Genomic DNA, 23,914 nt, shown 5'->3' on the forward strand with positions numbered 1-23,914 from the left:
GATCGAATTGCAAGTGCAAGGAATTGTTTTAATCTTTTATGCGGGAGGGCATGTATGTCGTTAAGAGCATTACGTAAAGGCCGATTAGACGGAATTAAGGCTGGCTGGCAGCAAGGCTATTGGTTAGGCAGGGCGGAGTCGATCATTCGTAACACGCAAGAATCACATATTCCATATTTTGGTGTTCGAATGTTGTTCGTGCGCTCCGGCGGTGGAGAACCGTTCTTATCCATTGAGCGATCGCTATTATCTATTCTTCAATCAACAACGGCCGAGGTCAGAGAAATTGGTGTACATGATGATGTACCTGGGACTGCTTTGGCTTGGCGTCCCGATGTCGTTCTTGTGTTTAGCGGCTATTATCTACCAATAGAACAAATATATCCAATAAAACAAGCAGGCATAAAAACAGTTATTTGGTTAACGGATGATCCTTATACCTTGGATGTTACTTTGAATAAAGCGATCGTTTATGATCATATATTTACACAAGAATCAAACTGTGTTCCCCTCTACCAATCTTTCGGCTGTAGGAAAGTGACGTACCTGCCTTTGGCTGCGGACAGAACTATATATCGTCCTCAGTATACAGACTCTTCATATGAGTTCGATATCTGTTTTCTAGGCGTTGCCTTTGTCAATCGGGTTGCATTGTTCGATGCGCTGGCACCTTATCTATCCAAGAAAAAAGTGTTGATTGCCGGACTTGGGTGGGAAAAGCTGAAGAACTATAGACTACTAAAAAAAAGCATTCGAGGCAATCAGTGGATGACGCCTAATGAAACTGCGAAATATTATTGCGGATCAAAGATCGTCATTAATATGCATCGACCATATGATGAGCCTTTTCACAATGAAAACTCAAAGATGATTACTGCAAAATCGATTAACCCTCGAACATTTGAAATCGCATCATGTGGTGCTTTTCAACTTACTGATATTCGTGAGGATCTTTCTCTTAGTTACAAACCTCATCATGAGGTGGAGACATTTCGAGATGTAAAAGAATTTATGGAAAAGGCAGACTATTATTTGACCCATGAAGAGGATCGCCGCCGAATCGCACTTGCCGGATTAGCACGTACTCTGCTCGATCATAGCTATTTGAGGAGGGTAACTCAATTAATGGGAGCCATTGTTCAGCAATCGTGAGGGAGGCAAATCTATGGCACTGAAGCGAAAACGGTCGATTCCTAAAAGGAAAAACATAAAGAAACGAGTAAGCGCAGTTCGTATGACGAAAAAGAAATCTTTTGGGAAATCAGGGAAACCGTTGAAGAGAAAATTAAGGAAATCAATTAAAAAGCCGATAAGATCCAGATTGAGAACTCGCAAATTGAGGAACCGAAAGTCGATCATAGTCAGTTGGAGACAGGATTATAATCGTGGATATCACGTAGGATATAGTCAAGGGCATGAAGCAGGGTTTTTGCAAGGACTTAGAGACGGAGAATCCTCCATTAACGCAGCTTAGAGCGAGTTAGTATTTTGTGGAGGAGTTTTAGAATGTATAGTGTTTACGACCATATCGTATAACTTTAGCGCATTGCGTAAGGGGGAAGTCATCTGGTATTTGTATCATGCTAAATGGGAATATGGGCCGCGAAACAGTATTCTGACTACCGTAAGGTTTTATCGCATATCAAAAAAAGAAATTCTTTTTCTATCGGGTAAGCTCTAATCACGGTTTAGGCAACTTACTATCGAACGAGTCGGAACGAGACCGGTGGTTAATTGAGCAAATTCGAATTATTCTTATAGAATCGGGGATGTGAACAATTGAAACTCGTGAGTGAACATTTGAACGGCGTTCGGTTGTTTCAACTGGACGTATTCGGAGACCATCGCGGTTTTTTCATTGAAAGCTTCAATGAGCGAAAATGGCGTGAAATGGGGTTTACCGAATCTTTCATCCAAGACAATCATTCCTACTCTGCCGAAGCCGGTGTGCTGCGCGGTCTTCACTATCAATTGAATCCAAAAGCGCAGACTAAGCTGGTTCGCGTGACCTCCGGCGCCATTTACGATGTCGTCGTGGATATTCGAACCGGCTCGCCGACATACGGTCAATGGGCCGGATTTATTCTAAGTTCGGCTAATAAACGGGTTCTTTATGTACCAAAGGGATTTGCCCATGGCTTTTGCACCCTTGTTCCGAAAACGGAGGTTCAGTATAAGGTGGATGAAGGATTCTCTCCCGAGCTGGACCGTGGAATCCTTTGGAGTGATACGGAGCTTCAAATCGATTGGCCTACGAATAAACCAATTTTATCCGATAAGGATGGACGGCATCCCGAGCTATCATGTGCGGAAATGAACTTTCAGTGGGGGGAGGACGCGTGAAATTACTTATTACAGGAGGAGCAGGGTTTATCGGCAGCAACTTCGCGCATTACATGGTCAAGAAATACCCGGATTACCAATTGATTAATCTAGATGCTTTGACTTATGCGGGAAATACGGATAACTTAGCGGAATTAAACGGTTGTCCAAACCATCGTTTCGTACATGGGAGCATCTGTGATAAGCAATTGGTTGAAAATCTGGTTCAACAAGGGGTTGATGCCGTCATAAATTTTGCTGCAGAATCTCATGTTGACCGTTCAATTGCTCATCCCGAGGTATTCGTGCAGACGAATGTTCTCGGAACGCAATTGTTACTGGAAGCTGCCAGAAAGCACAAGGTACGAACTTTCATACAAATATCTACGGATGAAGTATATGGTTCTCTTGGACCTGCCGGCTTATTTACGGAGCAAACGCCTATCGCCCCCAACAGCCCGTATTCTTCGAGCAAAGCAGCGGGAGATTTGTTGGCTCGCGCGTATTTCGAAACGTATGGTTTACAGGTGATGATAACGCGTTGTTCGAATAATTACGGACCATACCAATTCCCGGAAAAGCTAATTCCGCATATGATTATTTCTGCAATTGCCGATCGGCCGCTTACCGTATACGGCGACGGATTAAATGTGCGGGACTGGCTTCACGTTGAGGATCATTGCAGCGCGATTGATTTGGTCCTTCATAAAGGGACGGCAGGAGAAGTCTATAATATAGGGGGAAGCAACGAACGGACTAATATATCGATTGTATCTACCATATTGGAAGAGCTTCAAAAGCCGGAGACGCTCATTAAGTATGTGGCGGATCGATTAGGACATGACAGACGTTATGGGATCGATGCTTCAAAAATCATAAATGAACTGGGATGGAAGCCCAAGTACCGATTCGAGACGGGCATTCGGGAAACGATACGTTGGTACTTGCAGAATGATCAATGGTGGAATCCGATCATTTCCGGCCAATTCAAGTTGAACGAGGTCAATCCGAACGATACAGATCAGGAGCAATCATAATGAAGATATTCATTACGGGGGCGCGGGGGCAGTTAGGTCGAGATCTCGTCGATTGGTTCGATAAGGATCATGAGGTTATTGGTGCCGGTCGTGCGGAACTTGACGTAACGAACTTGAGCGAGGTACAGCAGGTTATCAGAGCTGTGCGACCTGAAGCCGTTATTCATGCAGCGGCGTACACCTCGGTTGATCGCGCGGAAAGCGAACCCGACGAAGCCTATCGGGTTAACGTCTTCGGGAGCAGAAACATGGCATGGGCCGCTCGTGAGGTTGGAGCGAAGCTATGTTACATTAGTACGGACTATGTCTTTGATGGCACCTCTTCGAAACCATACCGGGAATACGATCAAACGAATCCGATAGGGATTTACGGAAAGTCAAAGCGAGCGGGCGAAGAGGTGTCTCAATTGTTGGTACCTCATACTTTTATAGTAAGGACGTCTTGGGTGTATGGCAGACATGGAAATAACTTCGTTAAGACGATGCTTAAGTTAGCGAAGGAAAAAGGCTACATGAAGGTCGTAAGCGATCAAGTCGGATCTCCGACGTATACGATCGATTTGTGCCGATTCGTGGAGAAGTTGTTGGAGACGGAGAAATACGGCATCTATCATGCATCCAACAGCGGTCATTGCTCTTGGTTTGAATTCGCCAAGGCGATTATGGAGGAAGCAGGAAGTAACGCGGTTGTAGAATCCTGTACGACAGAACAATTCCCGCGTCCGGCGCCGCGTCCAACATTTTCGGTAATGGATCACATGGCCATCCGCTTGAACGGATTCGATGACTTGCCGACGTGGCGCGATGCTTTAAAACGATTTCTGCTCGAACTGGAACGAACCTCCCGAACACAGCTTCGATAAAATCCAACAATTGCTTATTGCTATATTGTAATCAGCCTATTCTTCGCGAAGGAGGGCTTATTTTTTTGCAAATTTCATTGACCGTCGTATCATTATTTTATAGAGTTAGTTTGTAACTTACTGTAAAAAATGATAGTAGTCCTTATCCTAATCGGAGGCCGGAATAAATATGAACTTTTATATGCGCGCTGCAGCAGCGATCATCCTTCTCCTAGCCATTCTGTGTCATGCCGTACCTGTTGAAGCGGCGAGCAATCTGCTCAAGAACGCCGGCTTCGAGCAGGTAACGGACGGCGCACCTGACGGCTGGAGCCGGGACGCCTACTTGAAGGACGAGCCGGCTACCGCGTATTCGGTCAGCAGCAGCGAAGCGCACACGGGAACCTATTCCGCCGTGCTTGAGAATAAAGAAGCGAACCATTCGCGCTGGGTGCAGAAGGTTGCCGTCAAGCCGAACACGGTGTACAAGCTGTCCGGCTACGTGAGGACGGAGGGGATCGCGGCCGGCGCGACCGGCGCGCATTTCTTCATTGACGGGGTCGCCGTTACGTATCCGCAGGCGCAGGAGACGCTGGGGAAGTGGGAGTACGTCTACTTCTACGGCAAGACGGGCAGCGAGCAGAAGAGCTTGACGTTCGGCGCGAGCCTCGGCGGCTACGGTAGCGTCAATACGGGCAAGGCGTATTTCGATGACGTCAGCATCGAGAAGGTATCGAAGGCCCCGGCCGGAGCAGAGGTGTTCGGCCTGTCCGCGACGGAGCCGGCCGGCGCGGCCGAACCGGCGCCAGAACCGGTCTCCGTAACGCCGATATTGCTCGTCGCGATTCTATTCGGCGCCTTGTTCGCATTTGTATATAACAGGCTGCTTCGCGGGGGAAGCCTCGCGGAGGCGACGCATCGCAGGCAGCGCGCATGGCTCGTCATGGCCTTCGCCGCGGCCTTGGCTTTGCGGGTCGCCATCGCCGTAACGAGCAAAGGCTACGCGAACGACATCGCCCTGTTCATGGCGTGGGCGGACCACGCCGTGCGGCAGGGGCTGCCTAACTTCTACCATTCCGGCCTGTTCGTCGATTATCCGCCGGGGTACATCTACGTCTTGTACGTCCTGGGCGCGCTGAAGCAGCTGTTCGCGCTCGATTCGGCGTCAGATGGAGCGCTTCTCTTATTCAAAACGCCGGCCATTCTCGCCGATCTGGCGGCTTCGGCGCTCCTATACCGCACGGCCCGCAAGAAAGCCGGATTCCCGTTCGCGCTCGGTATTGCGCTGTTGTACTTATTCAATCCGGCCGTTATCACGGACTCGGCGGCATGGGGGCAGGTCGATTCGGTGTTCGCGCTGGCCCTGGCGCTTTCGGTCCATGCGATCGCGGATAACCGCATCGACAGGGCGTCCGTCTGGTACGCGCTGGCGGCGCTGATCAAGCCGCAGGCTTTCATCTTCATGCCCGTGCTGCTGCTCTGGTTCGTTTATCGGCGAGCCTGGAAGCAAATACCGGTCAGCGCCTTCTACGGCTTCGGCACGTTTATCGTGCTGGCGCTGCCGTTCTTCTGGGGGAACGGGGGTCTGGCCGCTCTCTTCAATCTGTATAAAGGGACGTTGTCCTCTTATCCTTACGCGACCTTGAACGCGTTCAATCTGTACGCGCTGAGCGGCTCGAACTGGAAGCCGCTATCGGACACATGGCTGCTTCTATCGTTCGAGACATGGGGGAATCTATTCATCCTGGCGGCCGTCGCCTTCGCCGCATGGTTCGGGCTTAAGAAGCGGGAAGGTCTTGACGCCGAGCGGCCGTATTTTATCGCCGTCGTCCTGATCGCGGTCGTGTTCATCGGCGTGACCAAAATGCACGAGCGCTATTTGTTCCCGGTGCTGCTGCTCGGCATTCTTGCGTTCATCCGTTCATTCGACCGTAGACTGCTGCATGTCTATTTCGGTTACAGCGTGACCAGCTTCGTCAACATCGCCTACGTGCTGGATTACAGCAAATCGAGCACGAACGTGCCGTCGGACGGGATCGTCCTGCTCTGCTCGCTTGCCAATGCCGGCTTGTTGCTCTACTTGCTGTATATCGGGTACGACAGGTACGTCGCGGGCAGGGAGAAGCCGCTCGAGCCGCTGCCAGCCGGGGCGAAGGAAAGAGCGGACGCCGCCATTCTGGCGCCGTACGAAGCGGTGCAGGCGACGAGGCTGAAGCAGGGACGAAGACGGCTTCAGCGTAAGGATTACGTTTGGATGGGCGCCGTCACCTTGATTTACGCCATCGTCGCCCTCTATCGATTGGGCGACATGGAAGGGCCCGAGACCGCATGGCAGCCATCGTCCTCTTCGCAGAGCTTCGTCGTCGATCTCGGCGAGACGAAGCAGCTCGATCGAATCAACAGCTTCGGCGGCGTCGGCACCGGAAAGTATAAGTACGAATTCAGCCTGAACGGCGCCGATTGGGACCATGTGATGGAAGTCGACAGCGGCCATGTCGCGGTATTTACGTGGAACAGCCAGCCGGCCGCCCTGCAGGCGCGGTACGTGAAGCTGACGGCCGTTCAGGCCGGATTCTCGATGCATGAGCTCGCAATTTACGAGCAGGGCAACAAAACGCCGCTGCCGATCGTCGGAATCAATGACGAGCAGGCGTTGGACGCGAAGCGGGGGAGCGTGCCGCTGCTGTTCGACGAGCAGCGCCTGGCGCAATACGAAGCGACGTATAGCAACGGCTCCTATTTCGACGAAATCTACCACGCCCGCACCGCTTACGAGCATCTGGAGCATATAACGGCGTACGAGAATACGCATCCGCCGCTCGGCAAGCTCATGATCGCGGTCGGCATCAAGCTGTTCGGCCTGAATCCGTTCGGCTGGCGGATCGCGGGCACGCTGATCGGCATCGCGATGCTGCCGCTCATGTATTTGTTCGGACGGAGGCTGTTCGGCGCCAGCCTGTACGGCGGAATCGCGGCGCTGCTGTTCGCCGCCGATTTCATGCATTTTACGCAGACGCGGATCGCGACCATCGACGTCTACGGCGTGTTTTTTATTATGCTGATGTTTTATTTCATGCACAAATACGCTAGCCTCAGCTTCCATAAATCGAAGCTCGGGGTTACGCTCGTGCCGTTGTTCTGGGCCGGCTTGTTCTTCGGGATCGGCGTCGCCTCGAAGTGGATCGTGCTGTACGGCGGCGCGGGACTTGCGGTTATGCTCGCCCTCTCGCTGTTCGACCGGTACAAGGAATACGCGGCGGCGAGGCGGGTGCTGCGAAGCGGCGGCGAGCTGGCGCGGACGTACGCGCCCGGGGCGCTCGAGCATATCGTTCGCGCGTTTCCGCGGAACGCGATCGCAACGCTCGCCGTCTGCCTGGTCTTCTATGTCGCGATCCCGCTCGCCATCTATGCGCTGTCTTACATACCGGTCCTAACGGCCATGAAGGACGGCTATACGCTGAAGAGCCTGATCGAATACCAGAAAAACATGTTCAGCTATCACAGCAATCTCGTATCGACGCATCCGTTCTCCTCCTCCTGGTGGGAGTGGCCGTTCATGAAGCGGCCCGTATGGTATTATTCCGGCGACAACATGCCGGCAGGCTTGAAATCGACGATCGTGGCGATGGGCAATCCGCTTGTTTGGTGGGCGGGCATCTTCGCCATGGCGGCGACGGTCTGGCTCAGCGTCAGAAGAGGCGAGAAGGCGATGTATACGATCTGGATCGCGTTTCTTGCGCAGTACGTGCCGTGGATGCTCGTTACCCGGCTGACGTTCCTGTATCATTATTTTGCGATGGTGCCGTTCGTCATTCTAAGCCTGGTTTACCTGTTCAAGACGCTGGAGGAGAGGAGCCCGGCCTTCAAGCCGGCGCGCCGCGTCTTCGTCGCGATAGCGGTTCTATTATTCGTACTGTTCTATCCGGCGTTGTCCGGCATGACGGTTCAAAGCTGGTACGTGGAGCATCTGCTGCGCTGGTTCCCGAGCTGGTTATTTTAAAGGAAGAAAGGGAAGATACGGGCATGAAGCAGCCGGCCGTGAAGTACAGTATTATCGTCCCGATGTTCAACGAGGAAGAGGTTATCGGATTTACTTATGACCGGCTGAAGCAGGTGATGGACGGCACCGGGGAGCCGTATGAGCTGATCTTCGTCAATGACGGGAGCCGCGACCGCACCGTCGACGCCGTCTCGATGATTTGCGAGTTCGACCCGAACGTCCGTCTCATCGACTTCTCCCGCAACTTCGGCCATCAGATCGCGATTTCGGCCGGCATGGATTACGCGCGCGGCGCCGCCATCGTCGTCATCGACGCCGATCTTCAGGATCCGCCCGAGGTCATTCTCCGAATGATCGCGAAGTGGAAGGAAGGCTATGAAGTCGTGTACGGCAAGCGCGTGAAGCGCAAGGGCGAGACGGCGTTCAAGAAGCTGTCCGCCAAGCTGTTCTACCGCACGCTTCGCACGCTTACGAACGTCGACATTCCCGTCGATACGGGCGACTTCCGGTTGATCGACCGCAAAGTATGCGACGTGCTTCGAGGCTTGAAGGAGAAGAACAGGTTCATCCGCGGCCTCGTCAGCTGGATCGGCTTCCGTCAGACGATGGTCGAATACGAACGCGAGGAGCGGTATGCCGGGGAGACGAAATATCCGCTCAAAAAAATGATCGCCTTCGCGCTGGACGGCATTACGTCCTTCTCGTACAAGCCGCTGAAGATCGCGAGCTACGTCGGCTTCGCGTTGTCGCTGACGAGCTTCCTGTACCTCGTGATCGTCGTCTTCCAGAAGCTGTTCACCGGGAGCACGGTGCCCGGATGGGCTTCGATCGTAGCGGTCAACCTGCTCTTCAACGGCATTATCCTCATGCTGCTCGGGCTGATCGGGGAATATATCGGTCGGATATACGACGAATCGAAGAACCGCCCGCTCTATATCGTGCGCGGAACGCAAGGCTACGCGGATCGGGAGAAGAAGCGCGCGGAGGAAGACGGCGACGCCGGAGGGGCAGACGAATATGCCAGGTGAAACCCGGAGGCGGCTGGGCGCGCAGTTTATCGCGTTTAATCTCATCGGCCTGCTGAACACCGCCATCGATTTCGCGCTGTTCGCCTTGCTGGTTTGGGCCGGGGTGAATTACGTGCCGGCTCAAGCAGCCGCGTACGCCGCTGGAATGGCGAGCAGCCTCCTGCTGAACAGCCGGATCACGTTCCGCGGCACGTCCGGCGCGTCCGGCGCGCGGATCGCGGGTAGGACGGTTCTGCGGTTTATCGCATGGAATTTGTTCGTGCTCGCCTTGTCGCTGCTGCTGCTCGCGCTTCTGACGGAGCTGCTCGGCATCGGCGAAGCGATGGCCAAGGTGCCGGTAACGGCCGTGACGGCCGTCGTCAATTTTTTCGGCAGCAAGCGGTGGGTATTCGCGGCCCGTTCTGAGGGGGAACGGGGATAGAGCGGCGATTCCCTATTTAGTGAAGCGAGGTGAACGATCATGAGAAGATTTCTGTCTATCGCGCTTGTGCTTGCCGGCGTGTTGATCCTGCTCTATCCGAAAGCTAGCGAATGGTACGAGAACAGGCAGCAACAGAAGCTGCTGGCGGAGTGGGAGCAATCGAGCTTCGACGAGGAGGCTAGGCAGCAGGCGCAGCGGCAATACGAACAGCTGACGCAGCTGTTCCGGGAAGAGACCGGCACCGAGTCCGCTTCCCCCGCTTTGGCGGAAGACGCGGAGATTTCGGACGCGCCGTCGGCCGAGCCCAGCTTGGCGCCCTCCGCGACGCCGCAGGCGACGCCCGCGGAGCGGAAGCCGAGCCCGATCGCGACGATTACGATCGACAAGATCAAGCTGAAGCTGCCCGTTCTCGAGGGGGCTACGCAAAAAAATATGAAATCCGCCGCGGCCCATCTGAAGGAAACGACGGCGCTCGGCCAAGTGGGCAACGCGGCCATCGCGGGCCACCGGATGCGCTCGAAGGGAAGATTGTTCAACCGGCTCGGGGAGCTGGAGGCCGGGGACAAAATCGTCATCGATACGAAGGGGGAGACGTACACGTACACCGTATACAAGGTATCGATCGTCGAGCCGACGGACGTGTCCGTCCTTAATTACAATAATAAAGACAAACTGCTGACGCTCATTACGTGCGACCCGATCGTGGATCCTACGCACCGGTTAATCATCCACGCGAAGCTCTAACCGGGCCATGAGCCCATTTTCCCCTTATACAGCACCATTGGTTCCGCCCCTTCATACTATAATTTGACTGTATCCCTTAACCTTGTTAAACCATAAAAACCCGTGCAAGGAGGGGTGACAAACTTTGAAGGGTAGCGACCATAAGAGCAAGTTTTTACTGACTCATCGTGAACGCGAGGTATTCGAGCTGTTGGTACAGGATAAAACAACCCGGGATATTGCTCAACAATTATTCATCAGCGAGAAGACCGTCCGCAACCATATTTCGAATGTCATGCAGAAGCTGAACGTTAAAGGTCGTTCGCAGGCGGTTGTAGAGCTGATAAAGCTTGGGGAATTACAAATCTGACATAGCAAGGGCCTCAGGCAGCATAGCGATATGCTGTCTTGTTTTGTTTGGGGTCAGGGCGCCGAATCGCTTTCCGTTGCACGGACTGCAACGCAGCTCACGTTCGGTGCCTTAATGCCTGTTTCTGCTGCACCAAATGCAAGGAACAAGGGCAGCGCATTTCGGCCGATGCCGTTATGCGCTGCCCTTGTTTGCTTCCGTTAGGAAGCGGTGCCGCTAGAAGCAAGTAAACGATTCGATGCGATTCAGGTCGTAGCCCGCATACATCCAGAAAAAGCCGTTCCATTGAAAGCCGGCGATGGAATTTCTGCCCAAGAAGATGGGGAAAAACCAGAACTGGTTGCCATTCGTCAGCCAAATGTACGTATTGCGGAACAAGCATCTGCGGATAGCTCCCGGGTCGACGGCGAATGCGGTAAACTGCGGACGCGGCGGAACGAATTGCGGCGGCGGCGCGGTAGGCGCTTGAACGCCGGGAGGCCCTGACGGAGTTGGCGGGCCGGGCGGTCCCGGTTGAGGCCCGAATGGAGGCGGAGGAGGTCCCGGCGGTCCGAACGGCGGCAGTCCGCCGCCTCCCGGCGGGCCGAACGGAGGCAAAAATGACATATCGATTCACTCCTTATGATGGTTGTAACCATGGATTACCGACAATGAGGGCGAACGTCTATCTGCGAAGCTGGTGTATTGTATGCGGATGCGCTTTGCGGAGTGATTTGTACGGTACTGCAAAATCGGATAAAATATTTTATCCGAACGCCCCTTAGCGATCGTAGAAGGCGAAGAACTTAGCAATCCGTAAGAAACCCAAGCATGATTTATAGGCTATGATTGAAAAAAAAGAGGAGTTGATCCAAGATGACAGTCAAACTTACCCCTTATTTGAATATGGAAGGAAACGCCAGGGAAGCGATTCGGTTTTACGAACAGGCGATAGACGCCGAAATCCTCCATATCATTGCTTATGGCGATATGCCGGAAATGCCGAATACGTTCACGGACGAGCTGAAAAATCTTGTCGCGCACGCCAAGCTGCGAGTCGGCGGAACGGAACTCATGCTATCGGATGCGCCAAGCGGATCGTCTATTCCAAAAGGGAAGCAGGTTACCATTTGCCTTTCAACGAACGACGTGGAGCAGGCGCAACGATTTTTTGAAGCGTTGCGGCAAGACGGCCAAGTGAATATGCCGTTTGAAGAAACGCCTTTTAGTCCGGGCTTCGGCGATGTAACCGACAAATTCGGCGTGACCTTTCAAGTTTATACGGATAGCCCAGCTAGTAAATAAACGGAGGGCTGAAGCGATGGCAAACGCACCGGGCAAGAAGCGAACGGACTCCGCATCGAGAGTCGTCAAGGCATCGCCCGAACCTGTTTACAGGAGCTCGTCCCGAATGAACGAATTGCGCAGTCAGTCGAATTCCAATCCGACGACCCCGATTTTGCGGGAGAGATGATGATGACATGGACGTTGACAGCCGTTCCGGAGGGCACTGCGGTTACCGTCGTATGCGAGAACGTCCCCGCAGGCATACGGAAGGAAGATCACGACGCCGGCTTGAAGTCCAGTCTGGAGAACCTTGCCGAATTTATCGAAAGTTGAAACATAGACTTTGATCTCAAAAAACGAGCCCGTCCTCGAAGGACAGGCTCGTTTTTTCTCGTAACGAAACAACCTGATCGTTATTATACCTGATCGACATGAGTATTAAGTGTTCAGTTTAGGAAGCGCGGGATGTATAATGGTGTCAGTACGATAAGAAAGGTGGTCAAGCGAGTGAACAACGACTCTCCGTCCATTCCCCGGCCATTGGTCCGGACCAATCAATGGGTCATTGTGTTGTCCGTCATCCTGACCTGGGTCACGGGGGGCTATTGGATTTTGGCCGTTCCGTTGATCGCCGGGCTGATGGGCGTGCTTTTTGATTTCAACCCCGTAATGTACGCGGCAAAAGCGTTCCTCAAAAAAAATCCGTCCGCCTACGCACCCGAAGATAAAGGGCAGCAGAAGTTTAATCAAGTGCTGGCCATTCTCTTTTTGCTTGCGGCGCTGGTCGGTTACTTGATGCATTGGACCGTCTTGGCGTATGCGGCATCGGCGATGGTCTGCCTTGCGGCTTCCATAGCCATACTTGGATTTTGCATCGGCTGTTTTATTCATTATCAGTGGACTCAATATAAATATCGCAGCCGCAACCGAACCTGATAACGGCGTGGATCAATGTGCGGATTCGCTGCATTGCAATAATGCAGCAGAATAGCCGGATGGCACGAAAAAATAGGGCACCGAGACGCATTCCGTTGCACGAACTGCAACGTATATGTTGCTCGGTGCCCTATTGCGCGATTCCGCTGCATAAAATGCAAGGTAACCGCAGGTAGTGGGCCGGACTGTCCTTAATACCCGTCGGTCCGGTGGCCGAGCTCCCTGGCGATTTCCATGCCTTCGTTCGCCGGCTTGGTGCCGACGTGGCCGCCGTCCTTGCGATGCTCGTCCGCTTCCTTCAAGCCGTCGGCGACGCGCTTGCCGTAGTCGGGGTCCGCCTCGGCGAAATGCTTCACCATCGTGTCGCGGATGACCGCGCTGCAGGTGCCGAGCGCGTCCACCAAATTCCCGATCAGCTCGTCGCGCTCCCATTGCTCGAGCTTGCGGTACGTCTCGCCCGCTTGCTTGAAATTGTTCTGGCGGTCGATCGGCTGGCGGATCAGCTTGGCGTCGTAGGCCGGCTCGTGCGCAGCGCCAGGGCGGTCGGCTTCCGTAAGGCCGCCCATCGTCGACGGCTCGTAGTTGACATGCGGATTCTGGCCCGGCGCGATGTCGACGTAGAACGCCATCTGGCCGTCGCGCTGGTTCGTGGCGACCCGCTTCTTCGGCGCGTTGATCGGCAGCTGCAGGTAGTTGCTGCCGACCCGGTAGCGCTGCGTATCCGAATAGGAGAACGTGCGGCCCTGCAGCATTTTGTCGTCGGAGAAGTCGAGTCCGTCGACCAGCACGCCGGTGCCGAAGGCGGCCTGCTCGACCTCGGCGAAGTAGTTGTCCGGATTTCTATTCAGCACCATCTTGCCCACGGGCAGCATCGGGAACAGCTCGGGATCCCACAGCTTCGTATCGTCGAGCGGGTCGAAGTCGAGCTCCTCGTGCGCGTCGTCGCTCATCCACTGCACCTGAAGCTCCCAAGCCGGGTAATCGCCTCTCTCGATCGCCTCGTACAAATCCTGCGTCGCGTGATTGAAGTTTTTGGCTTGCAGCTCCTCGGCTTCCTTCCGGGTCAGGTTGCGGATGCCCTGCAGCGGTTCCCAGTGATATTTGACGAGCACGCCTTTCCCTTCCGCGTTCACCCATTTGTACGTATTGACCCCGGAGCCTTGCATTTGCCTGTAATTGGCGGGAATGCCCCACGGCGAGAACAGGAACGTAATCATATGCGTCGCTTCCGGCGTCTGCGAGACGAAGTCGAAGAAGCGCTCCATGTTTTGCACGTTGGTGACGGGATCGGGCTTGAAGGCGTGGACCATGTCCGGAAACTTCATCGCGTCGCGGATAAAAAAGATTTTCAGGTTGTTGCCGACCAAATCCCAGTTGCCGTCCTCGGTGTAAAATTTGGTGGCGAAGCCGCGCGGGTCGCGGAGCGTCTCCGGCGAATGGCCGCCGTGAATGACGGTCGAGAAGCGGACGAATACGGGCGTGCGCTTGCCCGCTTCCTGGAAGAGCTTCGCTCTCGTATAGTTCGAGATCGGCTCGTCGCCGAGCTTGCCGTAAGCCTCGAAGTAGCCGTGCGCGCCTGCGCCCCGCCCGTGCACGACGCGTTCGGGAACGCGCTCGCGGTCGAAATGCGATATTTTTTCGATAAAATGATAGTTCTCGAGCGTCGATGGGCCGCGGTTGCCGATCGTGCGAATGTTCTGGTTATCGGTGATCGGATGCCCCTGCCGGTTCGTTAACGTTTGATCCATCGATTCCTTGTCGTTTGCGGTCATGACGATTGCTTCCTCCGATTTTCAATTTTAGTGAACAGGTCCATTTACGGACGTAGTATGAGTCTGCATTGCCAATCTTATACAATTCGCGAGCGAGCGGGCAAAAGAGCGATGAAGCTATGAATGGCAGGTTTGTGGTATGATGGATTGATATAAATGGATGAATAACCCATGTTTAATCGGAATAAGCGTACTTTCGCTAACTTAACGGGAGGATCATATGTTAAAATTTAGTCTTCTGTTCGTCATGCTGACTTGGCTGCTGGGCAACCCGTTCGTCGCGATCATCGTCATCCTGCTCCTGCTTTACGTGCTGGACCGCCGATTCGTAGGGTTAACGCCAAGCCTGTTCAAGCCGATAAAGAGATTATCGCGGATCAAAAAATTAAAGCAGCATATCGCTTTCTCGCCCAGCGACGTGTCCGCGAAGCACGAGCTTGCCCGGCTCCTCATCGAGCGGAAACGTTACCGCGAAGCGCTCGGGAGGCTGGAGCCGCTTCGGGACGCACTCGAGGATTCGGCGGAATATTGGGACGATATCGGCGCCTGTTATTTGTTCACGGGCGACGAGGAGCGCGGAGCGGATTCGATCGACCGCGCGCTGGCGATCAACCCGCGCGTCAAATACGGCGCGCCGTACTTGCGCCTCGCCGCGCATTATTCAAGCGGCCGCAGCGACGAAGCGCTCGCGTATATTCGAGCGTTCCAGGAGATCCAATCGTCCTCCTGCGAAGCTTACGACCGCTTGGCGTCGATCTACAAGCGGCTAGGCCGGCGGCAGGAAGCGAAGAGCGCGATCGAAGAAGGGCTGCGCATTTACCGGATGCTGCCGCGGTACAAGAAGCGGCAGGAGCGCAAATGGGCCGTCCGTCTGCTGCTGAAGCGGTTATCGGCTTAGGAAACGGAGGACGGAGCGCCATATTCGACAAAATTTTGTCGATTGTTATCATTTGTTAAGAGCCGCTGTATTGTCGTTTCGAACCGGATGCGACATAATGAATGCTATATTAGAGAGAAAGGCAAGATGAAGGAATGCAGCGCAACATTTGGCTTATGGCGATCGGGGTGATCGTCGTTATTATTCTATTAAATAATACCGCCTACTATTTTCTGACGAAGAAGACGCTGGAAGATTCGTTTAACGAGGAGCTTCTCGCTCATGCGAGACGGCTTGAAGTATCGCTCGAGCAATCCCGGCGGGGCGCCGAATTGTTCCAGGATCAGATCGGCAGAGAGCTTCGCACCGCCTCCATTGCGGCCCAGTACGCGCTGGACCCCGATATCGAGAAGGTGACGAACGAGCAGCTCGCCGAGCTCAGCCAGAAGCTTGGCATCAGCCATATTACGCTCCTGAAGCGGCTGCAAGGCGACATCGTCCTCTACAAATCGTCAGACGAATCGCAGCTCGGCAAAAGCACGAAAACGTGGAAGCCCTGGTATCAGGTGTTCAACCAATTGTTCGACGAGAAGAACGCTTCGGTCGATTGGCTCGGCCAGTCGCTGCCGAATTTCTGGAGCGGGCCGTTCGAGGTGTCCTCGACCGACGTCGACAAAATTAACAAGTGGGGCTATTACTACGACGGGGCGACGAACTATATCATCGATCCTTACGTCGGCTACGACCGGCAGGAGGAGTACGAGAAGGCGACCGGCGTTCACCGGATGATCGAGAATTCGCTGCAAAGCAGCGATTCGCTGCTCGAAATCGCGTTCATCAATCCGGAGACGTTCCCCGACGGAGAGAATACGATTCATCCGAACGGCGACGTGCAGGGCCATAAGGTGCAGGAGCCGATCTTCTACGGATCGTATACGATCAAGTCGGAGAGAGACACCGAACTGGTGCGCAAGGCGTATTTGACCAAAGAGACGGTTACGCTCAAGGAAACCATCGGCGGCAAAGAAATCTACAAATTGTTCATTCCCGTCTTCGCGGACGACCGGGGCATCAATATTACCGACCGGGACGGCATCCCGATGGACAGCTACGTATTGACGCTTTCCTCGGACTACCATATCATTCAGGAAAAGCTCGATTCGCAGTTTTTAAATTTGGGCGTCATCATTATCGTCTTAACCGGAATCAGCCTGCTCATCGCCGTCGTGGCCATGCGGTATTACAGGCAGTCCCGCGACAAGGCGGTGCGGGTGACCCAGGAGACGTACGTGGAAGAAATGAATCAGCTGTTCCAATCGATCCGGGCGCAGCGGCATGATTTCCTGAACCACGTCCAGACGATCCATTCGCTCGCGGAGCTGAACAAGTCGAGCGAGCTCGTCGCGTACACGAAGGAGCTGACGGGCGACATCCGCCTGATGAACGATATTATCAACATCGGCAATCCGGCGATCGCGGCGCTCGTGCGTTCGAAAATTTCGCAGGCGGAAAGTCATAAAATTCAGTTCAGCTGCTCGTTCACCGGCCTCAATATGAAGGAGATGGGCGTCAAAACGCTGGACGTGAACCGGATGCTCGGCAATTTGATCGATAACGCCTTCGACGAGGTGCTCAAATATGATGAGGACCGCCGCCATGTTACGCTTGTAGGCAAGCAGACGGCGGAGGACCTTGAATTCACGATTAGCAACACATGCGACCAGGCGGAGGAGACGGTCACGAAGCCGTTGTTCGACGCCGGCTACTCGACCAAGCAGCAGGATCATCAAGGACTCGGGCTGTCGATCGTCAAGTCCATCGCCGAGCGGTACAAAGGGAGCGTCTATGTCGCGGCCGAGCCGACCGGCAAATTGACGTTCATTCTGCGAATCCCGCTGTAACGGGTGAAAAGAATGCGCCGGAGACGAATTCCATTCGTCGTCGCGGCGCATTATTTGTTATAATGGAAGGAATGCGAAAGGAACGGAGGGGAAGCGGGTGTATGTCTGAAATGAGCTTGGTTGAGAAGCTCCATGCGGCTTTCGAGCAGCAGTTAAACGATCATGCCTATATCGCCGTCATGAAACGCGGCTGGCTCTACTACATGGAGGGCTGCGTCAATAGCGCAAACGCGGGAGGCCACGACAACCTGTACGGCGTCGTCCAAGGATCCGACCTGTATGCGGTCATCCTCGACGCGGGCCATTTCCGGTACAGCTCGTGCACCTGTCCGGTCAGCGGATTTTGCAAGCACATGGCCGCCGTTTATTTTCAGTATTGCAGCTTGCAGGAAGGCGGCCACTCGCGGGCCGAGCAGGCATATTTCCGCTTGCTCGGGCTAACTTCTGCGAGCGCTCTTCTGAAGGCGGCTCCGTTACGGGAGACGGAGGAGCAGCCGGATGCGTCCCGCGATCCCGGCGAGGGGGGCGGCGCGGAGCAGTGGCTGGCCTGGATGGAGGCGGCGCACGGCGAGACCTGGCGCAAATGCCGCCATTCCCTCCATGCGCTGCAGCCCGTATTATCCTCGCTCAAAGGCTTATCGAAGGATTGGGAGAAGCCGCGCCGGCGCCTGCACTGGGCTGCGGCCATCCTGTTCGTGCTGGAGCAGGCGGAACGCGCCATTACGACGGTTGATTCGTTCAGCCGCTATTACCATGAAATGTCGTTCACGCGCATGGCGGAGCCTTGGGTGGAGCATCTCCATTCGCTCATCTCCGAGCTCGCGCCCGCCGAGATGGAGGCGGAGGAAGAAGTATGGGCGGATACGCTCGTCGCGCTGGTGAAGAGAAGGGCTTCCGGCGAGGAGCAGCAGCTGTTCGAATGGGGGTTCCTGTATTTGGCGCTGTGCGAGAAGCTGTCGGAGAACCGCGGCTGGTACGGACGCGAGCTCGGCTCGATGCTGCGGCTCGCCGAAGAGGCCGAATCGGGCGGGATGAACGCCTCGTTCGTGCATACTGCGGTAGGCATGATGTATTTTTTCGATTCGCGGGACGATCTGGCGCTCAGCCATTTCGCGAAGTCGAGCTTCGAGCGTTCCCAGCGCGTCATGTATCCTTGCGCGGCGCAGCGCATGGAGGAAGGGAAGTGGGAGCTGGTCGAGAGCTGGATGGGCTTCTTGTTCGAGCGCGTGTACAAGGCGAGGAGCAGCCGGACGGTCGGCCCGTTCCTTACCTTGTGCCGGCGGGCCGATCTGGACCGGCCGGATCTTCCGGTATGGACCGACTACATGAAGCAGCTGCTGCCTCATTCGTACTCGGAGCTGTCCGATCATTGGCTGGACCGCAAGCTCTACGAGGAATGGGCGGACCTGCAAATGCTCGTCGGCTCCCGGCCGGAGGAGGTCGGCGCCCACGCGCTGCGGGAGATCGCGAAGCTTGCCCCCAGGGCGCTTATGCCGATGTATCATCAATCCGTGGAAGCCTGCATCCAGATGCGCAACCGGCAAGGCTACAAGATGGCGGTCAAGCAGCTCAAGAAGCTGGAGCGGCTGTATAAAGCGGACAAGGACGCGGCGAGATGGGACCGGTACATCGAGGGGCTCGTCCGCAAGCATCAACGGCTCAGGGCGTTCCAGGAGGAGCTGTGGAAAGGGAAAATCGTGACATGAGGACATTCGTAGGCGCGCGCAAGCTTGTCATAGACGGATTTTGGAACAAGGACGAGGACGGCCGTTATTCGCTGCTGCTCGGCACGGCCGAACGGAAGGACGCGGCGGAAGGCAAGCTGCGGCCGCTGCTGTTCGCCTGGCACAAGGCATCCTGGTACGGCGCGGAGATCGAAGAGATCGCCGTCGGCGACAGGAAGCTGCTGAAGTTGCCGCCGCTGCTGGCGGCCGATTACTTGTCGTCGCCGCGGCCGGTGAGGCTGCTGCAGCTCGAATGGACCGAGCGGCTCCGTACGCTGATGCGGCTGGCGGAGCTGATACGGGCCGCCATGCTGAACGGCTGGTTCGCGCCGGATTGGCAGGAATGGTCGGAGACGCGGCGGAGCTGGAAGCTGGCGATTCCGGAGCGGGAAGCGCGGCTGAACCGGCAGTGGACGGACGCGGTGCGCGAGGCTGCCGAGAACGGAGACGTCGGCGCCCGGCATTGGCTGAGCGGTGCGATCGAGCAAATGATCGAAGAATACGAGCCGGCGGCGCAGGCATGGCGCGAGGTGGAGAAGGCATCCGGAGAGACGGTCGTCAGGCGGAAGTCCGCCGACGAAGACGATTGGCTGATCGCGATCGGGTATCGGAAGGATACGCTTCCGTTCCGCGTCGCGCTTCAGCTCGCGGAGCCGAGCGAGGCGGCTGGCTGGACGCTGCGGCCTGCTCTGCAGGACCGCGAGGGCGGATCCTGGATCCCGGTAAGGCGGACCTTCGGCGAGCCGGGCTGGGAGAAGGAGTCCGGCGCGTCAGACGATATTCCGGACGAGTGGCGGCCGTACCTGCGGGAGAAGCTCGAGAAGCAGCGGCAGAGATGGCTGGCCGCGCTTCCGGATTGGAGCGACGCTTTGGCGGATGAGAGCGGAAGCGGTCAGCTTTCGGATCACGAGGCTTGGCAGTTTCTCGAATCGGCGAGCGTCCGGCTGCTCGAAGCCGGCTGCCCGGTGCTGCTGCCGGCCTGGTGGGAAGCGGTCCGCTCTCGCAAGCTGCGCGTCCGGGCGAAGATGAAATCCTCGGTCGGTTCGGCGGCGCAGCCGATGTTCGGCCTCGACCAGATCGTGCAATTCGATTGGAAGCTGGCGCTCGGCGACGTGAATTTGACCGAGGCGGAGTTTCTCCGCCTGGCGGAGGAGAACCGCCGGCTCGTCAACATCGGCGGGGAATGGGTGCATCTCGATCCGCAGGACGTTACCCAAATCAAGCAGTGGCTGAAGCGAATGGGCAAGCGCCACGGGCTGTCTTTCCGCGACGTGCTGGAGATGCATCTTCGCGGCGGCCTGCCGATCGACGAGGACGGCGAGCCCGACTCGGACCTGCGCGCGGAAATCGAGCTGAACGAGCATCTGACCGCGTGGCTGAAGCAGCTGCAGCAGTCGTCGGAACTGCCGCTGGCAGACGTCCCGGCCACCTTCCTGGGCGAGCTTCGCCCCTACCAGCATCAAGGCGTCACGTGGCTGCTGTTTCTGCGGAAGTTCGGGCTCGGTGGCGTATTGGCCGACGACATGGGCCTCGGCAAGACGATCCAGTTCATGGCTTATCTTACCTACGTGAAGGAGCATAACCTGCAGCGGAACGGGCCTTCGCTGCTTGTCTGCCCGACGTCGGTCATCGGCAACTGGGAGAAGGAGCTGGAGCGGTTCGCGCCGTCGCTGCGCGTCATGCTGCATTACGGCAACAGGCGCGACAAAGGGGAAGCGTTCCGGGAGGCGGCGCAGGGCGCGGATTTGGTCATCACGTCCTATTCGCTCGCCCAGCTCGACGAGGAGGAGCTGGCCTTAGTCGAATGGGACGCGCTATGCCTGGATGAGGCGCAGAACATCAAAAACGTCTATACGAAGCAGTCGATGGCGATTCGCCGGCTAAGCGCGCATCACCGCGTCGCGCTGACGGGCACGCCGATGGAGAACCGGCTGACCGAGCTGTGGTCGATCTACGATTTCATCAACCCGGGCTATCTCGGCCCGATGAACGAATTCCGCCAGGCGATTGTCGCTCCGATCGAGAAGACGCGCGACGAGAACCTGATCGCGGGGCTGCAGCGCTGGGTTAGGCCGTTCATGCTCAGAAGGGTGAAGAAGGATCCGACCATCCAGCTCGCTCTGCCGGATAAGATCGAATCGAAGACGTACGTTTCGTTGACCGCGGAGCAAGGCGCCATGTACGAGAATCTGGTGGCCGACCTGCTCGACAATTTGGATAAACTGAGCCCGATGCAGAGGCGGGGCTTGATTCTCGCGGCATTGACGAAGCTGAAGCAGCTGTGCGACCATCCCGCCTTGCTGACGGGCGACGAGAGGCCGGCCGCGTGGGAGTCCGAGCGTTCCAACAAAGTGGAGAGGCTGCTCGACATGTGCGAGGAAATCGCGGCGGAGGGCGAGCGCTGCCTGATCTTCACGCAGTACGTCGATATGGGCAAGCAGCTGCAGCAGCTGCTGGAGCGGCGGCTCGGCTTGCCGGTTCCGTATTTGCACGGCGGAGTGCCGAAGGCGGGGCGCGACGAGATGATCGGCCGGTTTCAAAACACGGAGGAGCCCTGCTGCGCGTTCGTGCTGTCGCTCAAAGCCGGCGGGACGGGGCTTAACCTGACGGCCGCCAACCACGTGTTCCACTTCGACCGCTGGTGGAACCCCGCGGTCGAGAACCAGGCGACGGACCGCGCTTTCCGGATCGGGCAGACGAAGAAGGTGCAGGTGCACAAGTTCGTCACGCTCGGCACGCTGGAGGAGAAGATCGACGAGATGATCGAGAACAAGCAGTCGCTGAACGAACAAATCGTAGGCCAATCCGAGCAGTGGATTACCGAATTGTCCACGGAAGACTTGAGGGATCTGTTCGCCCTTCGGAAAGGCCGGTTAAAAGGGTGAAGAATCGACATGGCGGAGCATAACCCGCAAGCGAAGCAGACGAAGCTGCGACAGACCGCGCCGGAAGCATCTCGCGCCGGAGGCGGGGACGCGCCGGAGCAGGCCGCGGCCGGGGAACGGGGCGGGCCGGATGGCGCGAACCGGGAGTGGCGGCGGTTCTACGAGGCCGTTAAAGAAATTACGGAAGAGATGCAGCGCTAACCGAATACGCACCATCGACGTTTACAGCCTGCCGGGAATCGTTGCCCTGCAGGCTGTATGATTTTCCCCCTCCCCGAACGGAATAATAGAATTGTATCCCGCGCTTATCGTATTTTCGACCTCCTGCGTCAAGAAAGGCCCCGTCTATAATAAAAGAGCGAAGCAAACCAACGAACACCCTATACGAGGAGGTCTATTGCATGAAAAAAAGCTTTTCCCTGCTTGCCGCGCTTCTGACGTCCGTTGCGCTCGTCGCATCCGCTTGCGGATCGAACAACAACGCCGAGCCGCCTGCCGGCACCGGCTCCGAGGGCACAGACAAGCCTGCCGAGACAACGGCGCCGTCCGAGGAACCCGCACCGAAGGAGGTGACGCTCTCCCTCCGCCATACGCAAATTAAAGAAACAAGCAAAACCCGGTTGAAAATATTGGAGGACGTCGTCGCGAAGACGGAGCAGGAGAACGAAGGCCTCACGTTCAAGCTCGAGGGCATCGACGAAATCGTCAACCGCGACCAGAAGCTGAAGGCCGAGATGGCCGCCGGCAACCCGCCCGACATATTCGAAGTATTCGGCGGCGCCGACCTGAAGCTGTACGTGAAGGCCGGCCGCATGCTGGATCTGACGCCGATCATCGAAGAGCTCGGCATCAAGGACAAATTCGCGAGCTTGTCGGAATTCACGATCGACGGCAAAGTATACGGTCTGCCGTTCGGCGGCTACAGCGAGGCAATCTTCTACAATAAAAAAGCGTTCGGCGAGCTGGGCCTCTCGATCCCGACGACTTGGGATCAGCTGCTGGACGTCGCCGAGAAAGCGAAAGCGGCCGGCTACACGCCGTTCGGCCTTGCGGCCAAGGATGCGTGGGTTAACGGCATGCTGTGGAATTCCGTCCTGGAGCGGTACGTCGGCATGGACGCGATCAACAAAGTCGTGACCGGCGAGACGAAATGGACGGACGAAAACTTCGTCAAAGGCTTTGCGGCTTATGCGGATCTCGTGAACAAGGAATACTTCACGAAGGGCTCGCTCGGCCTCGCTTACGCGGATCAAGGCGCGCAGCTCCTGTCCGGCAAAGCGGCCATGGTCTTCACCGGATCGTGGGACGCGAACCGCTTCACGAGCGACGAAGCGGGGGATTTGAAGGGGCAGATCGGCTATTTCGCGTTCCCTTCGATTCCGGGAGGAGCCGGCGACCAGACGTCGATCAACGCCTCCTACTCGAACGGCTTCGGCTTCTCGGCCAACCTGAACGAAGACCAAATCGCCGCCGTCAAAACATTCATCGCCAACTTCTTCAACGAGGAAATTCAAAAACGGACGCTCATCGAAGACAAATTGCTGCCGTCCATGAAGCTGTCCGACCTGTCTGGCGTCGATCCGCTCATTTCCGAAGTATTGACCGTCATGGCAAGCGCATCCTCCTCCTGGCCTGCCTTCGACTCGATTACGCAGCCGGCGGTGACGGCGGAGATCGGCGTCGGCCTGCAGGAGCTGATCGGCAAAGTCAGCACGCCGGATAAGGTCGCGGCCAAAATCCAAGCCGCGCAGGAGAAGGCGAACGCGGCTCAGTAGGCCGGCCGGCAAGTCTTTAGATCGGCTCAGACGGG

General features: G+C 56.1%; 21 protein-coding genes. 19 read left to right on the top strand and 2 right to left on the bottom strand.

Annotated features, from left to right (window positions below):
- Positions 1–54: 54 nt before the first annotated feature.
- From IDH41_RS23350 to IDH41_RS23390, 9 genes are all read left to right on the top strand, one after another.
- A complete protein-coding gene (locus IDH41_RS23350; protein ID WP_190865406.1) occupies positions 55–1,152 on the top strand; it encodes a CgeB family protein in 1,098 nt (365 codons plus the stop codon).
- 627 nt (positions 1,153–1,779) lie between these two features.
- Positions 1,780–2,343: a dTDP-4-dehydrorhamnose 3,5-epimerase gene (gene rfbC / locus IDH41_RS23355; protein ID WP_190865408.1), complete on the top strand. Its 564-nt coding sequence runs from the start codon at positions 1,780–1,782 to the stop codon at positions 2,341–2,343.
- Positions 2,340–3,359, top strand: a complete 1,020-nt coding sequence (gene rfbB / locus IDH41_RS23360) for a dTDP-glucose 4,6-dehydratase (protein ID WP_190865410.1) — start codon at positions 2,340–2,342, stop codon at positions 3,357–3,359. Before rfbC ends, rfbB begins: the two co-directional genes overlap by 4 nt.
- Positions 3,359–4,222 carry a dTDP-4-dehydrorhamnose reductase gene (rfbD, locus tag IDH41_RS23365; RefSeq protein ID WP_190865412.1) on the top strand — a complete coding sequence of 288 codons (864 nt, stop codon included), beginning with the start codon at positions 3,359–3,361 and terminating at the stop codon, positions 4,220–4,222. The genes rfbB and rfbD overlap by 1 nt, the downstream gene beginning before the upstream one ends.
- Positions 4,223–4,391: 169 nt before the next feature.
- The gene (locus tag IDH41_RS23370; RefSeq protein WP_190865414.1) at positions 4,392–8,201 is read left to right on the top strand and encodes a glycosyltransferase family 39 protein; all 3,810 of its coding nucleotides are present in this window, start codon (positions 4,392–4,394) and stop codon (positions 8,199–8,201) included.
- Between the two features lie 23 nt (positions 8,202–8,224).
- Positions 8,225–9,229, top strand: a complete 1,005-nt coding sequence (locus IDH41_RS23375) for a glycosyltransferase family 2 protein (protein ID WP_190865416.1) — start codon at positions 8,225–8,227, stop codon at positions 9,227–9,229.
- A complete protein-coding gene (locus IDH41_RS23380; protein WP_190865418.1) occupies positions 9,219–9,650 on the top strand; it encodes a GtrA family protein in 432 nt (143 codons plus the stop codon). The genes IDH41_RS23375 and IDH41_RS23380 overlap by 11 nt, the downstream gene beginning before the upstream one ends.
- Positions 9,651–9,689: 39 nt before the next feature.
- Entirely contained in the window at positions 9,690–10,394 is a 705-nt protein-coding gene (locus IDH41_RS23385) for a sortase (protein ID WP_190865420.1), read from the top strand.
- Between the two features lie 124 nt (positions 10,395–10,518).
- Positions 10,519–10,743 (top strand): helix-turn-helix domain-containing protein, encoded by a 225-nt coding sequence (locus tag IDH41_RS23390; protein WP_006040330.1) that lies wholly within the window; start codon positions 10,519–10,521, stop codon positions 10,741–10,743.
- Between the two features lie 216 nt (positions 10,744–10,959).
- On the opposite strand, the gene IDH41_RS23395 is transcribed toward IDH41_RS23390, so the two are convergent.
- Positions 10,960–11,349 (bottom strand): collagen-like protein, encoded by a 390-nt coding sequence (locus IDH41_RS23395; protein WP_190865421.1) that lies wholly within the window; start codon positions 11,347–11,349, stop codon positions 10,960–10,962.
- A 249-nt stretch (positions 11,350–11,598) separates the two neighbouring features.
- Between IDH41_RS23395 and IDH41_RS23400 the strand changes: the two genes are divergently transcribed.
- The 4 genes from IDH41_RS23400 (at position 11,599) to IDH41_RS23410 (ending at position 12,945) form a co-directional block, all read left to right on the top strand.
- On the top strand, positions 11,599–12,027 hold the full coding sequence (locus IDH41_RS23400; RefSeq protein WP_190865424.1) for a VOC family protein: 429 nt from the start codon (positions 11,599–11,601) through the stop codon (positions 12,025–12,027).
- A gap of 16 nt (positions 12,028–12,043) precedes the next feature.
- A complete protein-coding gene (locus tag IDH41_RS31840; RefSeq protein WP_263364602.1) occupies positions 12,044–12,196 on the top strand; it encodes a hypothetical protein in 153 nt (50 codons plus the stop codon).
- Positions 12,142–12,342 (top strand): SRPBCC domain-containing protein, encoded by a 201-nt coding sequence (locus IDH41_RS23405; protein WP_317890809.1) that lies wholly within the window; start codon positions 12,142–12,144, stop codon positions 12,340–12,342. The genes IDH41_RS31840 and IDH41_RS23405 overlap by 55 nt, the downstream gene beginning before the upstream one ends.
- 174 nt (positions 12,343–12,516) lie before the next feature.
- Positions 12,517–12,945, top strand: coding sequence for a DUF4395 domain-containing protein (locus IDH41_RS23410; RefSeq protein WP_317890807.1), 429 nt, complete (start codon positions 12,517–12,519; stop codon positions 12,943–12,945).
- A 191-nt stretch (positions 12,946–13,136) separates the two neighbouring features.
- Here the strand turns inward: IDH41_RS23410 and IDH41_RS23415 are convergent, their stop codons facing one another.
- Positions 13,137–14,717 carry a catalase gene (locus IDH41_RS23415; RefSeq protein ID WP_223829994.1) on the bottom strand — a complete coding sequence of 527 codons (1,581 nt, stop codon included), beginning with the start codon at positions 14,715–14,717 and terminating at the stop codon, positions 13,137–13,139.
- Positions 14,718–14,937: 220 nt separating this feature from the next.
- On the opposite strand from IDH41_RS23415, the gene IDH41_RS23420 reads away from it, so the two are divergent.
- The 6 genes from IDH41_RS23420 (at position 14,938) to IDH41_RS23445 (ending at position 23,879) form a co-directional block, all read left to right on the top strand.
- On the top strand, positions 14,938–15,615 hold the full coding sequence (locus IDH41_RS23420) for a tetratricopeptide repeat protein (protein ID WP_190865428.1): 678 nt from the start codon (positions 14,938–14,940) through the stop codon (positions 15,613–15,615).
- A gap of 134 nt (positions 15,616–15,749) precedes the next feature.
- Positions 15,750–17,495 (top strand): sensor histidine kinase, encoded by a 1,746-nt coding sequence (locus IDH41_RS23425; protein ID WP_190865430.1) that lies wholly within the window; start codon positions 15,750–15,752, stop codon positions 17,493–17,495.
- Positions 17,496–17,596: 101 nt separating this feature from the next.
- Positions 17,597–19,201 carry an SWIM zinc finger family protein gene (locus IDH41_RS23430; RefSeq protein WP_190865432.1) on the top strand — a complete coding sequence of 535 codons (1,605 nt, stop codon included), beginning with the start codon at positions 17,597–17,599 and terminating at the stop codon, positions 19,199–19,201.
- Positions 19,198–22,104 carry a DEAD/DEAH box helicase gene (locus tag IDH41_RS23435; protein ID WP_190865434.1) on the top strand — a complete coding sequence of 969 codons (2,907 nt, stop codon included), beginning with the start codon at positions 19,198–19,200 and terminating at the stop codon, positions 22,102–22,104. Before IDH41_RS23430 ends, IDH41_RS23435 begins: the two co-directional genes overlap by 4 nt.
- A gap of 9 nt (positions 22,105–22,113) precedes the next feature.
- Positions 22,114–22,305 carry a hypothetical protein gene (locus IDH41_RS23440; protein ID WP_190865436.1) on the top strand — a complete coding sequence of 64 codons (192 nt, stop codon included), beginning with the start codon at positions 22,114–22,116 and terminating at the stop codon, positions 22,303–22,305.
- Between the two features lie 200 nt (positions 22,306–22,505).
- Complete coding sequence (locus IDH41_RS23445; RefSeq protein WP_190865438.1) at positions 22,506–23,879, top strand: extracellular solute-binding protein; 1,374 nt, start codon at positions 22,506–22,508, stop codon at positions 23,877–23,879.
- The last annotated feature ends 35 nt before the right edge of the window (positions 23,880–23,914 follow it).

It is taken from the genome of Paenibacillus arenilitoris (assembly GCF_014705655.1).
GTDB classification, from domain to species: domain Bacteria; phylum Bacillota; class Bacilli; order Paenibacillales; family Paenibacillaceae; genus Pristimantibacillus; species Pristimantibacillus arenilitoris.

Excerpts from the sequence above, each read along its gene's own strand:
- IDH41_RS23350 (WP_190865406.1), top strand. The coding sequence starts at position 55 with ATGTCGTTAAGAGCATTACGTAAAGGCCGATTAGACGGAATTAAGGCT.
- IDH41_RS23385 (WP_190865420.1), top strand. The coding sequence starts at position 9,690 with ATGAGAAGATTTCTGTCTATCGCGCTTGTGCTTGCCGGCGTGTTGATC.
- IDH41_RS23435 (WP_190865434.1), top strand. The coding sequence starts at position 19,198 with ATGAGGACATTCGTAGGCGCGCGCAAGCTTGTCATAGACGGATTTTGG.
- IDH41_RS23420 (WP_190865428.1), top strand. The coding sequence starts at position 14,938 with ATGTTAAAATTTAGTCTTCTGTTCGTCATGCTGACTTGGCTGCTGGGC.
- IDH41_RS23375 (WP_190865416.1), top strand. The coding sequence starts at position 8,225 with ATGAAGCAGCCGGCCGTGAAGTACAGTATTATCGTCCCGATGTTCAAC.
- IDH41_RS23370 (WP_190865414.1), top strand. The coding sequence starts at position 4,392 with ATGAACTTTTATATGCGCGCTGCAGCAGCGATCATCCTTCTCCTAGCC.
- IDH41_RS23430 (WP_190865432.1), top strand. The coding sequence starts at position 17,597 with ATGTCTGAAATGAGCTTGGTTGAGAAGCTCCATGCGGCTTTCGAGCAG.
- IDH41_RS23415 (WP_223829994.1), bottom strand. The coding sequence starts at position 14,717 with ATGACCGCAAACGACAAGGAATCGATGGATCAAACGTTAACGAACCGG.
- IDH41_RS23445 (WP_190865438.1), top strand. The coding sequence starts at position 22,506 with ATGAAAAAAAGCTTTTCCCTGCTTGCCGCGCTTCTGACGTCCGTTGCG.
- IDH41_RS23440 (WP_190865436.1), top strand. The coding sequence starts at position 22,114 with ATGGCGGAGCATAACCCGCAAGCGAAGCAGACGAAGCTGCGACAGACC.
- IDH41_RS31840 (WP_263364602.1), top strand. The coding sequence starts at position 12,044 with ATGGCAAACGCACCGGGCAAGAAGCGAACGGACTCCGCATCGAGAGTC.
- IDH41_RS23380 (WP_190865418.1), top strand. The coding sequence starts at position 9,219 with ATGCCAGGTGAAACCCGGAGGCGGCTGGGCGCGCAGTTTATCGCGTTT.
- IDH41_RS23400 (WP_190865424.1), top strand. The coding sequence starts at position 11,599 with ATGACAGTCAAACTTACCCCTTATTTGAATATGGAAGGAAACGCCAGG.
- IDH41_RS23395 (WP_190865421.1), bottom strand. The coding sequence starts at position 11,349 with ATGTCATTTTTGCCTCCGTTCGGCCCGCCGGGAGGCGGCGGACTGCCG.
- IDH41_RS23425 (WP_190865430.1), top strand. The coding sequence starts at position 15,750 with ATGCAGCGCAACATTTGGCTTATGGCGATCGGGGTGATCGTCGTTATT.
- rfbD (WP_190865412.1), top strand. The coding sequence starts at position 3,359 with ATGAAGATATTCATTACGGGGGCGCGGGGGCAGTTAGGTCGAGATCTC.